Origin of the sequence: Geobacillus proteiniphilus, assembly GCF_001908025.1 — a bacterium.
GTDB lineage: Bacteria > Bacillota > Bacilli > Bacillales > Anoxybacillaceae > Geobacillus > Geobacillus proteiniphilus.
Genome location: NZ_MQMG01000024.1, coordinates 1 through 12,659, shown reverse-complemented (window position 1 = coordinate 12,659; position 12,659 = coordinate 1). Strand labels below are relative to the sequence as shown.

The window sequence follows — 12,659 nt, the reverse complement described above, 5'->3', positions numbered from 1 at the left end:
AAATGAAACCGTTGCGTTTGCGCGGCCATCATTTGCTTTGTGTGCACGGATTTCGCGGCATGGGCTACAGCCCGTCGTTTGTCGAAAAAATGTGGGAGATCGTTGCCCGCATTCGCGATGAAAACGATGATTTTCCGATTGAAGTCGTCGCGGCGCTCGATGAGGCGTGCCTCGTCTGTCCGCACCATGGAGAAACGACATGCGAAGCCGGCCCGAATTCCGATGCCCACGTCCGTTCGCTCGATGGAAACGTCATTCGCCATTTAGGCTTGGAGCCGGGCAACGTGTATTGGAAGTCCGAACTGATCCGGCGGACGGCGGAACGGGTCAAGCCGGATGATTTGGACGAGTTATGCCGCGACTGCTCGTGGCTGCCGTACGGCGTCTGCAAAGAAGGGATCGCCAACGTCCGTTGCGGCAATGTGGCGCAAACGTGAGGCGGCGGCCGTTTTCGGAAACATCAAGGAAGGACGATGGAAAAACGGCGTTGCGCTGAACCATCATCCGTTCGTCAAGGCGGGGAGTCTGTTGCAGCGCCGTCTTTCCGACATGGTCTCATCTGTTTGATAGGGAATCATGGCCGGCGATGGCGGCGGTTTTGGACGTTCGCGGAAATTTCTAAAAAATGAATGATTTCAAGAGCGGAAAAATGTGATATGATAAACAAATATAGAGACTTTCGACAGAAAGGGTCATGAACGATGAAAGTAGCTAAATTCGGTGGAAGTTCGGTGGCGAGCGCCGCGCAATTCCGCAAAGTGGCTGATATCATCAGCTCGGATATCGAGCGCCGCATCGTCGTCGTGTCGGCGCCGGGGAAACGGTACAAAGACGATGTGAAAGTGACCGATATGCTCATCCAGCTGGCCGAACAAGTTGTGGCTGGCGAGCCGCATGAGGAAACAATGGAAGCGATCGTGAAGCGGTATGCTGACATTGCCAATGAGCTGGGGCTGGAAGCCGACGGCTTTTTGGCCGAGCTTGTCGATGACTTGCAGTCGAAAATCAGCGCCTATCGAAGCGAGCCGCCTCGGTTGTTTGACGCCATTAAAGCGAGCGGCGAAGACCATAACGCAAGGCTCATGGCGCTCTATTTGCAAGATTGCGGGCTTGAGGCGAGCTACGTCAGCCCACTTGAAGCCGGCATCATCGTCACCGATGAGCCGGGCAACGCCCAAGTGCTGCCGGAGTCGTACGACAAACTGAAGCAGCTGCGCGAACGGCGCGGCGTTTTGGTCATCCCGGGATTTTTCGGCTATTCCCGATCCGGCCATATCGTCACGTTCCCGCGCGGCGGGTCGGATATCACGGGCTCGATCGTCGCCGCGGGCGTCAAAGCGGACGTGTACGAAAACTTTACCGACGTCGATTCGATTTATTGCGTCAACCCATCGATCGTCGCCGATGCCCGCAAGTTGAAAGAAATCACGTACCGCGAGATGCGTGAGCTGTCGTATTCCGGATTTTCCGTCTTTCATGACGAGGCGCTTGAGCCGGTCTATCGCGCCGGCATTCCCGTTTGCGTAAAAAACACAAACAACCCGGCCGCTCCAGGCACGTGGATCGTCGCCAAGCGCAACCATATCGATGAACCGGTCGCCGGCATTGCGAGCGACACCGGCTTTTGCAGCATCAACATCAGCAAATACTTAATGAACCGCGAGATTGGCTTTGGCCGGCGTGTGCTGCAAATTTTAGAAGACGAAGGCATCTCCTACGAACATACGCCGTCCGGCATCGACAACATGTCGATCATTTTGCGGGCGGATCAGCTCGCGGATGGAAAAGATGAGCGCATCCTCGCCCGCATCCGCGAAGAGCTTGCAGTCGATGAGGTGACGATTGAGTACGGCTTGGCGCTCATTATGGTCGTCGGCGAAGGGATGGAAAAAACGATCGGGATGGCGGCGAAAGCGACCACCGCGCTCGCCAACGCCAACATCAACTTGGAGATGATCAACCAAGGTTCGTCCGAAGTGAGCATGATGTTCGGCGTTAAAGAAGAAGTCGTCAGCGAGGCGGTTCGCGCCTTGTACAACGCCTACTTCCAACAGGCAACCGTAAGCCACCTTTCCTAACGCGAAACAGGCGTCCGAAACTCGGGCGCCTATTCTTATGAACCGAGAAGCCCCCACTTTCGCGCGATCAGCGGAAGGGGGGAATGAATCAGCGTCTTCCATCATGGATGTTCCCCAACGCCGCCCAAAATATCTTGAAAGAAGGACTTCGTTGGGACAGCCAAATCGCAGGGACAGACGGGGATGGCTTGGCTGGCAGCCTGCCGTGGGGCAGGTGTCCCCGAGAATCTCCCGCCTCTAAGCGTTTGCGTAGGTGGGAGAGCGTTCAAGCGCTCTAAGCCGGGCTTTCTTCTTTTTTCGCTGGTTGGCGTACATAAGAGCGGCGTGTTCGGAAAATACTACCAATGTACGCCAAAGAAAGCGGAAGGGAGGAAGAACGAATGCGGCAATGGCTAGGAATGGCTGTGCTTGTCGCTGTTTTCGCTTCGTTTCCGGCTGAGGCGGCGGCCATCAGCCGAAGCGAGCTTGAGCAGTACGCCGAGGACGTCGGCTGGACGGTGAGCGACCTGTTGGCTTATTTGGATCAATACGGCTTGACAGCCGCCGATTTTCGCACGATGGATGAGCTGAAACAATGGCTCGGCACGCCCATCACCGACGAGCGGCTTCACGCCGTGCTGCGCCGGCACGGACTGACGGTCGAGGAGCTCGAGGCGCTGCTTGGCCAGTTTGGCGAAACGGTGCAAGATTACACATTTGTCGAAGACTTAGACCGGGCCATCCGTTTTTACTCGCAGCACAACGCCGCCATGCAGCAAATCAACGACTTGCTTGGGGCCATTGGGATGACGGAACAAGAAGTGCGCGCCCTCACCCGCCATATTGCCTCGCTTGACGACCCGCAGTTAGCTGGGCGGCTGGCGGCGCTTCGTGAGCGGCTGCGCCCGTTTGCGGAGACGGAAGGGCCGTGGACGGAAACAGAGCGCCGCAAACTGCGGGCGATGTGGGAAGAGGGGCTTCGCTTGCTTGAGCTTGAGGCGGACGTGCCGGACATAAAGGCGGCCGGAGCGGAGCCGATCCGCGTTCGATTGTACAACCGCCAAGGCGAGGAGGTCGCCGATATCGCCATAACGCGGGAGATGTTGACATCGGGCTACATCGTCCGCGCGGGGGAGAAAGGCATTGACGCCGGGCTGCTCGCTGTAGAGATGAAAGGAAAGATGTATGGGGAAAAACTGCCGGAGACGGCGTCGCCGTATTTGACCTATACATTGGCCGGGCTGCTGCTCGCTTCCGCCGGTTTCCTTCTTTACCGGCGGGTCGGGCGGCTGAAAGGGTGAAGGAAAGTGGAGCGCAAGCCCACGCGGTTTTCGTGGAAGCGCCGGGCCGCCCAATGGGCGGCGCTGGCGGCGATCGTCATCGGGGCGGCGACGGCCGGCTGGAACGGTTATTGGTACACCGTCGGCCGGATGGCGGTCAAGCGGGATGCCCCTGCGCCTTCCTCACCGCCGACCGCAAGCCCTCCAACGGAACGTTCGGTGCAAAAAGACGCGCCGCTTGGCGTCTACCTTGGCGAACTCACCATTCCGAAGCTCGGGGCGGCGATTCCGGTGTATGAAGGCGTCCGTGAACAAGAATTGCGCCGTGGTGTCGGCCATTATCCGGCGAGCGATTGGCCGGGGGAAAAAGGGCATGTCGTGTTATCCGGGCACCGCGATACCGTGTTCCGCCGCTTTGGCGAGCTCGAGATCGGCGATGCGCTCATCATTCGGACGGATCGCGCCGCCATCCATTACCGCATCGTCAACATCCGCATCGTCGATGACGACGACCGAACCGTTTTGGTTGAGAAAGCGCGCCCGACGCTGACGGTGACGACGTGCTACCCGTTTCGCCTCATCGGCCGCGCTCCGAAACGCTGCATCATCACCGCCCGCCCGGTCCGGGTTGATGCCCTGGCGTTTCCAAGAGGATGATCCGCTTGCCTGCAGGAAGGCAAACAAAAAGGCTGGAGAGCGCGTCCCCCAGCCTTTTACCTTTTTCGTTCATGCGGCGCCTTGAGGCCGATCTGTTCATTCATTTGTTGGCGAAACTCCTGAAGCAGCGCCTCGCCTTGCAGCCCTTTCTCGACAAGGCCGGCCAGCACGACTTCCGCCAAATGGGTGCGCCGCGGGATCATCAGCCCTTCCATCAAGACGCTGATATGGCCGTTCATTTTCGTGATCGAACGGACGGCGACGAGCATGTTGGCCGGGTCGTTGCTCGTGTGGGTGATCGTCACTTGCAGTTGAAACTCCGGACGCCGCTGCAAGCTCACAAACATCGGCTCATAGTCGTCATCCAAATACGCCTCCACGAGCCAGCGGTTTTGCCCGTCTTCTTTGTTGATGATCAGCCCGTCAATAAACGGGATGTCTTGGCGGTGCATGTCGTCGTCGATGACCGAGAGCCCGACAAGCTTGAACGTTTTCATCTCGTCCACCTCGTTACCGTTGTCTTATTCAAGATTATAGCACAGGCGGACGAGGGGAGAAAAACGGGATGCCGCCCCTGCTGCTGAAAAACGATCTGCATTTTTTTCCGCCAGATGGCAAAAACGCCATTTTGCCCCGCCATTGTCGACGAAGATTTCGCCTTTTTCGCTGGATTGTATCCATAGAGTGCGCAAAAAAATGCAAAAATCGCGATTTTACGACCCAAAACGAGATTCGTTATCATAAAGGTGCGGTGGAGGAAAGGGGGGATGCGCCAACACATGATCAACCAAGTCGTGTTGGTCGGCCGGTTGACGAAAGATCCCGAGCTTCGCTACACGGCCGAAGGGGCTGCCGTCACAACTGTCACGCTGGCGGTGGCGAGAAATTTTCGCAACGCGGAAGGAGGGATTGACGCCGATTTCGTTCCATGCGTTTTATGGCGGAAAACGGCGGAACATACCGCCAACTATTGCCGAAAAGGATCGATGGTGGCGGTGACGGGGAGAATCCAAACGCGCCGCTACGATAAAAAAGACGGTCAACGCGTCTATGTCACCGAAGTCGTCGCGGAGTCCGTCCAATTTCTCCACTCCGGAAAGAAACCAGAATGGCCGGAGCACGTATAGTCGTTTCCCCATACATGCCTTTCAAAGCGAATCCCCAAGAGAAAGAACGTGTCCCCAAACACTCCCCCAACGGATGGCGCTAGCACGTCGTTGTTAGCGCTTTTTTTCAGCATGGGGGAGCTAAATGAGCTCGGAGCACTCTTTCACGATCGTCACGATCATCGTTTCGACATGTTTCCGCTTTTTATCCGGCAGCTTCGCGAGCGCGTACACCGCTTCGCTCATCTCCCGGTTCTGAAGCAGGTAGTCCAACGCCGCGAGCGCCGTTTCATGCACGTCCGCCGTTCCGTACATGTCCGTCACTTCGCGCAACAGCTCGCGCTGGCGCGTTTCGCCGCCAAGCAAAAAATCGGCGCTGACGTCAAATAACTGGCATAGCTTCTCAAGCGACTGCACATCCGGAAGCAAGCTGCCGTTTTCCCATTTGCTGATTTGCGAACGCGACACGTTCAGCTGCTCGGCCAGCTCTTCCTGTGTCCAGCGCCGTTGTTTCCGCAGTTGTTTGAGCGTTTCTCCCAAGTTTGTCATCGTTCGTCACCACGCTTTTCATCATTACTCTTTAAAGATAGAAAAGCATGGAGCCAATGGTTGTTCCTTTTTAGCCCATTTCTCTCTTTGTTTCCAAATCAGAACGGATTTGTCAGTGATTCCGTCGTTCGGCATCTTTTTTGTCCAGGAAGGACATAGTACAATTAGTTAAAAATGGGAAATTACGAACCAAAAAGAGGGGGTCAAGGTGAACATTTATCTTGCCGATTTTGTCATTTGTGAACGAAACGGGGAGAAACACGCCCAAAAAATGTACCACATCTATATTAAGGAAATGAAAAATCCGTTTTCCGTGCGGCTGAAAACGATCGCCCCGGCCAGTTTCACTGATTCGCTGCGCTCGCTGAAAAACGAAGGTGGACGGATGCGATTTTCGTCTGAAGGCGAGGCGCTGTTTCGCACGATCACGTGCTCGTCCGAAGCTCAGCTCTATTTTGTGTTTAAATGCACGAGCCAGTTGTACATGTTTATCGTCAAGCTCGACCTTCGCCAAAAAAAGTTTACCGTCGCCCTCTACGAGTGGAACGAACCGAGGCAAAAATACATCCCGATCCGCGCTGACGAATGGCTGGCGATGGAAAAACAGCTCATTTATGAAGTGCTGCAGTCGATTTACCTTGTCGATGATCGACGCGTGTCGTATTTGTTCACGTATCCGTCGCCTCCGAAGCGAAGCACGCCCCGTTCCGGCGCATAAACTTCTTCCTTCTTCCAATAAAAAAAATCGTTTCCTTTCATGGCTTTCGTCCGTTATACTGAAAATATAGAACATTACTATTTTTGGCTGCGGGACGTCAAGCCGGCCTGAGGAACTATCCCGCATGAGGCCTCAATGAAAGATGAAAAACGAAACAGACGGCGAAGGGAGAGGGCGCATCCGTGAAACCAAATCACGTTGTTTTCGCCGTTGCGATGGCTTCGGCCTTTTTTCTCGCGCCGGACGAGAGCCAAGCGGCGGAATGGAAGAAAGGCATGAGTTCCCCTGAAATCAAACAGCTCCAGCAGCGCTTGAAAGAAAAAGGCTTTTTCACGTATCCGCAAGCGACCGGCTACTTTGGCGCCATTACCGAAGAAGCGGTCAAAGCGTTCCAACGGGCGATGAACTTGCCAGCCACCGGCATCGTCGATGACGCCACCTACGCGAAGCTCAAAAGCGCGCCTACGTCAAACGACACGCTCGCCATCGGTTCCCGCGGCGCGGCCGTCAGTGATTTGCAACGCCGGCTGAAACAGCTCGGCTATTTTCGCCACCCACAAATCACCGGCTACTATGGCGCGGTGACGGCCGATGCGGTGAAGCAGTTTCAGCGGGCGAACGGGCTTCCCGCCACCGGGCGGGCGGATCGGGCGACGCTTGAACGGCTGAAGCAAAAAGAAGAAGGTTCCTCGCCCTCACCGTCTGCGACGCTGACTGTTGGGGCGCGCGGCGACCAAGTCCGCGAGCTGCAGCAACAGCTCAAACAACTCGGCTACTTTACCTATTCGGAAGTCACGGGCTACTATGGGGTGCTGACGGCCGACGCTGTCCGCCGCTTCCAACGCGACAACGGCCTGCCAGTGACCGGCGCGGTCGACAACCAAACCGCCGCCCGCCTTGCGAGCGCAGTGAAAGAGAAAACACCCCCGCCTGCACCGATCGAGCGCGAGCGTCCGGCGATTCGTCTCTCAATCGGCGCGCTCGGTGAAGACGTCAAGCGCATTCAGACGAAGCTGAAAGAGCTCGGTTACTTCTACACAGCCATCACCGGCTACTACGGCACCGCCACCGCCGATGCCGTCCGCCGTTTCCAACAAGCGGCCAAACTCCCAGCGACCGGCGTCGTTGACGGCGAAACATATGAGCGCCTGATCGGACAAGCCCTTGCGGCGAAGCTGGACGTCATCGAACTCGTCGCCGATGCGGCTGAGCTGCTCGGAACCCCATACGTTTGGGGCGGCGATGCGCCGGAAGAGGGGTTTGACTGCAGCGGCTTCATTTTCTACCTTTTCCAGCAACAAGGCGTCCCCATCCCGCGCACCGTCGCCTTGATGTGGAATGCAGGCGCATCGGTTTCCGCCCCGGAAGTCGGCGACATCGTTTTTTTCGCCACGACCACCAACGGTCCATCGCACGCCGGCATCTATATCGGCAACGGCCAGTTTATCCATAGCGGCGCCTCGACCGGCGTGACGATCAGCCGCCTCGACCAATCGTATTGGAAACAGCGGTACTTGGGGGCGAAGCGGTTCTTTTAGCATGCTGGAACGACAACGATGAGCAAAACGAGGAGGAACGCGAAGATGAAACATGCATCCCAAATGGCGGCCGCCATCTGCCTCGCCGCCGCCATCGCCCTCGGAGGAAATGGGCAAACGGTTGACGCTGCCGTCCAATGGGGGCAAGTTCAATGGAAACAAGGCATGATCGGCAAAGTCGTCATTTTGCGCGACACGCCCCTATACCACCTGAACGGAGCGGCATGGCAGCCCGCCATGACGGCGAAACAAGGGCGCGAGTATCGCGTCTACAGCCAAAAACGGGCAGGCGGCGCCGTCTATTACAGCCTCGGAGGCGGGCTGTATGCCAAGCAAGGGGACGCCATCCAATACGTGCCGTTCACAAAAGACGAACTTCTCGCCCTTGTCGCCCGCTCATTGAAAGGGCAGTACATCCTTCGGGCAGGAAATGAATCCGTCCCGTTCGTCATTGAGCGGCAAAAAGGAAATCGTCTGTTCGGCTGGTATTTATACGGCCAAAATATGTCATTGCCGCTTGAAGGCCGCATCGACGGCGCAACGGTGACGCTCTCCATTTTCTTCAACGACAACGCCGAAGCGATCGCCGACTCGATCTCTTACTTGAAAGCGTACAACGTGCCGAAGGAAGAGATCGAAAAAATCGCCGAACAGCTCGCCAACAGCGGCGACTACGCGATGCAGCTGCAATTTTCCATCACGAACAGCCCAGAGCAATTTCCAGGCCAGTTCCGCTTTCTCGATTTGTACTTGAATGACCGCTATGACGTTGTCAAAATGACGCTTGGCCAACCGATGGACGTCACGGTGAAGAAAAACGATTGATGTTTTTGTACAAAATGGTTTCCAACGAAACCCATCAATCTGCAAAAATATCGTTCTAACATTCTGATTTCCAGCATATTCATATCAATGTCGCCATCGATGGCAATAATTTCAATGGCATATTCTCTAAAAAATTTGTATTTAGGGCTAGAATTTAGAAGAAAAATGTATTATTATAGGAGACGTGGAGCATTGAGGAATTATGCTCAAGTGCTAGCAACAGATGCTAGGCTTTCTAATCAGCCCAGCATCTAGCCGTCAAGGATGATATTGGTTGATGTTAGCACCTTTTAGGCAATGAATCTACTAAACGGAAACGTTTAGTACCCATTGCTCTAAAGTTTCATAAAAACGAAGGGGGATTTTGGGCTTTATGGACAAAAAGAAAGCAGTCAAACTCGCCACAGCCAGCGCTGTAGCAGCGAGCGCTTTCGTCGCAGCCAACCCGCATGCTTCCCAAGCAGCAACGGACGTTGCGACGGTCGTCAGCCAAGCGAAAGCGCAATTTAAAGAAGCATACTATACGTACAGCCACACGGTAACGGAAACGGGTAAACTCCCGAACATCAGCGATGTGTATGCAGCCTACAACAAAGCAAAACAAGCGTATGCAAACGCTGTCGCTGTTGTGAACAAAGCCGGCGGCGCGAAAAAAGACGCGTATTTGGCTGACTTGCAAGCTACATACGAAACGTATGTATTCAAAGCCAACCCGAAATCGGGCGAAGCGCGCGTGGCTACGTACATCGACGCTTACAACTACGCAGTCAAACTTGACGGTCTGCGTCAAGACTTGGCGAAAGCTGTCGAAGCGAAAGACTTGAAAAAAGCAGAAGAGCTCTATCACAAAATTTCGTACGAGCTCAAAACGCGCACCGTCATCCTCGACCGCGTATACGGCCAATCGACGCGCGACCTGCTTCGTTCGCAATTCAAAGCCGAAGCGCAAAAACTGCGCGACAGCTTAGTTTATGACATCACGGTTTCGATGAAAGCGCGTGAAGCGCAAGACGCTGTCAAAGCCGGCAACTTGGACAAAGCGAAAGCTGCGCTTGACCAAGTCAACCAATATGTATCGAAAGTAACCGATGCGTTCAAAACCGAACTGCAAAAAGCAGCGCAAGACGCCAATGCGGCATATGAAGCGGCGTTGCCTTTCAAAGTCGAAAGTGTTGCTGTAGTGAACGCCAAACAAATTGAAATTAAATTTAATAAAGCGGTTGACAGATCGACAGCCAGCAATAAAAACAACTATAAAATCCAAAAAAGCTCGGATTCCAGTGCTAGCACTCTCGCGACGTTGGATGGTTCAGCAGACATTTCGTGGTCCGATGACGGAAAAACGGTTACTATCACGACAACGTCGGGCATTATCAATAAGTTTGGCGTAGTCAATGATGCACCGTTCAAATTCATCGTCGAAAATATTAAAGACAAATACGGAAAAACAGTAGACTCTTACTCCACGAATCTAGTTGTCAAAGATACAGTGGCACCGACATTGAAAGAAGTGAAAGCCACGGCGAAATCTACGACGACAAAAGTGACGCTTGTATTTAGCGAGCCTGTGCAAGCAAGCGGCGCGATTGCGTATGTCGGCGGTCAAGCTGCGTCAGTTCAAGATGGGTCGAATCCGAATGAAATCATCTTGACGACAGCTCAAGCGCTTGAAGCTGGAAAAACATATGACTTGACATTGCTCAACTTTAAAGATTACGCAAACAATTTCTTACAGCCGAATCCGACGACGAAATCGTTTACTGTATCCAGTGATGCAGTGGCGCCGACTGTGCAAGATGTCAAAGTGGTCCGCGATAACCTCATCGAAGTGACGTTTGACAAAGCAATGGATGCATCGACCTTTGCGGGTTATACGCGCGTGCTTGATTTGAACGGCAATCCGCAAGGCGGCACGATCACAGCGACCATTAAATCGGGGACAGCTGGAAAGACGGTTCGTCTGGCATTGGGAAGCGCAGTGCCGTTTAACGACAGCGGTGTATTTTCAGGCACGCTTGTGCTCGGCAATGGCATTAAAGATGTCAATGGCAATGCGAAATCAGCTACAACGCACAGCATTACATTGACGAAAGATACGGCTCGCCCGACAGTGGCTGGTGCTTCTTATGTTGCTGCTGGCGGCCAATATGCAGGCAATACGTATACGAACGGCGCCATTGTTTTGAAATTCAATGAGGACGTAGCGAAAATTGGCTCCGACTTCAGATTGATCACAGCTGGAGGCGAAGATGTCACGAGCCGTTTGAATGCTGGCGGTGCTGCAGTAAACAATGATGATAACACAGAAGTCATTATTCCGCTTAGCAGCTCTTTGAGCGCTGGAACGTATACATTGCGTGTCGGCAATGATGTAGTACAAGACTTGTCCACGCAGGCAAACCGGAACGCAGCAGCTGTTACGACAGTCACCGTCGGCGCTTCTTCGGACAGCTCCAAGCCAGTGGTGAATGAAGGATCTGTATCGGCTGTAGCTGCAACAAGCCAAACGTCCGGCACGACAATCTCGCTGACGATGACGGACAACGTCGGCTTGGACTTGGCCACAGTTCAAGATGTCAACAACTACTTGTTAAACGGCAAACCGCTGCCGTCTGGAAGCTATGTAACGATTGCACATGGTAGCGGCAGCTCCAGCAGCGCAGCGACAAACATCACAGTGACTTTGAACATTCCGGCGAAGTCGATCACGAAAGACGGCCAATATGCATTGAATATCAACAACATCAAGGACAAAGCCGGAAACATCGCCGATCCGAAAGTGGCAAACGTGCGCTTGAATGACGATGTTTCACCAGAACTGAAAACAGCAACCATTTCCAGCAATGGATTGCTCGTTCTCGGATTCTCGGAGTCGGTGAATTCCGTTGGAGCTACTACGCCGTCTGATTTCCAATTTGTGATCAATGGCGTGGAAGTTGCAACGACATATAATGGCAACATCGTTCAGTTTGATGACGGCACGGGGACTGACGCTGGCAAATATGTCGTCACCTTTAAAGCAAAAGTAGATAAAGGTGCTGACAATAATGAGTCAACCACTGCGGACAACCGCTTGTACTTGGATGTAAACGGAAATAATGCGTTTGATTCCGGAACGGATATTCTCGTTCAAACGGGAACGACCAAAGCGGTTGGCGATGTAACCCTTGATGTTAACTTGCTGTCTGCTTTGAAAGTAAAAGTCGTGAACAACGCTGCTGTTAAAGATCAAAGCACCCTTCAAAATCCGATTCAAGTTGGAACTACAATTACAGTTAAGTAATTTGATAGAGGCAGAGAGTCCTAAATGGACTCTCTGTTTTTGTGTACGCCCGGCATGGGTGCGACGCTGTAGGGTATAAAGTCCGCAGCTTTGGCAGGGTGCGGATGAATGGTTTCTCCAGTTCTTCTAATAAAGGCCATTGGCAAGATATTGTTGAATGTTCATGGACTCTCTCCCTTCTGTTTTGGGTAGATGTTCCCAATCATCATAGCAGGGAGAGAGTCCTTTTTGCATGAGATTGGCTGTTGGATCCTGCCGTGCTTCGCTTGGTAGTCCCGATGATCATTGCGAACTTTCGTTCGCAATGATCATCGGGGATCATTCCTGAATTCCACCAACAAATAGTTTACTCACTCGAATCCCTGACCTCTTCTTAGTTAAAAATTTATAGGGGAAGAGGGCAACATATAGCAATAAATTCCTATTTTTAAGGAAAAAATGAGTTTGATCAAGAACTTTTGAATGATTTTTGACATAAACTAATCATATATTCCGCTTTTTGAGGAAAAATACATGGAAAATCAATTGTTCTCAGTTTATAATTTGTTGTAGAGGCAAGGTCAAAAGTTTTATGAAAACTCCACACGGATCATCCCATTGAGCATCGCAGGGATGTTCAAGGTTGGATTCGTCATTGTAGATATAC

General features: G+C 53.2%; 11 protein-coding genes. 9 read left to right on the top strand and 2 right to left on the bottom strand.

The window, feature by feature from the left end:
- Positions 1 to 2 precede the first annotated feature (2 nt).
- The 4 genes from BRO54_RS09705 (at position 3) to BRO54_RS09690 (ending at position 3,994) form a co-directional block, all read left to right on the top strand.
- Positions 3 to 437 (top strand): DUF1284 domain-containing protein, encoded by a 435-nt coding sequence (locus tag BRO54_RS09705; protein ID WP_074043804.1) that lies wholly within the window; start codon positions 3 to 5, stop codon positions 435 to 437.
- Positions 438 to 701: 264 nt separating this feature from the next.
- Complete coding sequence (locus BRO54_RS09700) at positions 702 to 2,078, top strand: aspartate kinase (RefSeq protein WP_074043803.1); 1,377 nt, start codon at positions 702 to 704, stop codon at positions 2,076 to 2,078.
- A 380-nt stretch (positions 2,079 to 2,458) separates the two neighbouring features.
- Positions 2,459 to 3,358, top strand: coding sequence for a processed acidic surface protein (locus tag BRO54_RS09695; protein ID WP_074043802.1), 900 nt, complete (start codon positions 2,459 to 2,461; stop codon positions 3,356 to 3,358).
- A gap of 6 nt (positions 3,359 to 3,364) precedes the next feature.
- A complete protein-coding gene (locus tag BRO54_RS09690; protein WP_074043801.1) occupies positions 3,365 to 3,994 on the top strand; it encodes a class D sortase in 630 nt (209 codons plus the stop codon).
- Between the two features lie 56 nt (positions 3,995 to 4,050).
- On the opposite strand, the gene BRO54_RS09685 is transcribed toward BRO54_RS09690, so the two are convergent.
- Positions 4,051 to 4,491, bottom strand: a complete 441-nt coding sequence (locus BRO54_RS09685; RefSeq protein WP_074043800.1) for a YwpF-like family protein — start codon at positions 4,489 to 4,491, stop codon at positions 4,051 to 4,053.
- Between the two features lie 270 nt (positions 4,492 to 4,761).
- On the opposite strand from BRO54_RS09685, the gene ssb reads away from it, so the two are divergent.
- Entirely contained in the window at positions 4,762 to 5,121 is a 360-nt protein-coding gene (ssb, locus tag BRO54_RS09680; RefSeq protein ID WP_193408808.1) for a single-stranded DNA-binding protein, read from the top strand.
- Between the two features lie 120 nt (positions 5,122 to 5,241).
- Here the strand turns inward: ssb and BRO54_RS09675 are convergent, their stop codons facing one another.
- Positions 5,242 to 5,649, bottom strand: coding sequence for a helix-turn-helix domain-containing protein (locus BRO54_RS09675; RefSeq protein WP_074043799.1), 408 nt, complete (start codon positions 5,647 to 5,649; stop codon positions 5,242 to 5,244).
- Between the two features lie 208 nt (positions 5,650 to 5,857).
- Here BRO54_RS09675 and BRO54_RS09670 point away from each other — a divergent pair, with 208 nt between their 5' ends.
- The 4 genes from BRO54_RS09670 to BRO54_RS09655 all read left to right on the top strand — a co-directional run bounded on the left by BRO54_RS09670 (position 5,858) and on the right by BRO54_RS09655 (position 12,013).
- Positions 5,858 to 6,367: a hypothetical protein gene (locus BRO54_RS09670; protein ID WP_074043798.1), complete on the top strand. Its 510-nt coding sequence runs from the start codon at positions 5,858 to 5,860 to the stop codon at positions 6,365 to 6,367.
- Between the two features lie 182 nt (positions 6,368 to 6,549).
- A complete protein-coding gene (locus BRO54_RS09665; RefSeq protein WP_074043797.1) occupies positions 6,550 to 7,905 on the top strand; it encodes a C40 family peptidase in 1,356 nt (451 codons plus the stop codon).
- 45 nt (positions 7,906 to 7,950) lie between these two features.
- On the top strand, positions 7,951 to 8,730 hold the full coding sequence (locus BRO54_RS09660; RefSeq protein ID WP_074043796.1) for a hypothetical protein: 780 nt from the start codon (positions 7,951 to 7,953) through the stop codon (positions 8,728 to 8,730).
- A gap of 373 nt (positions 8,731 to 9,103) precedes the next feature.
- Positions 9,104 to 12,013 carry an Ig-like domain-containing protein gene (locus BRO54_RS09655; protein ID WP_074043795.1) on the top strand — a complete coding sequence of 970 codons (2,910 nt, stop codon included), beginning with the start codon at positions 9,104 to 9,106 and terminating at the stop codon, positions 12,011 to 12,013.
- The last annotated feature ends 646 nt before the right edge of the window (positions 12,014 to 12,659 follow it).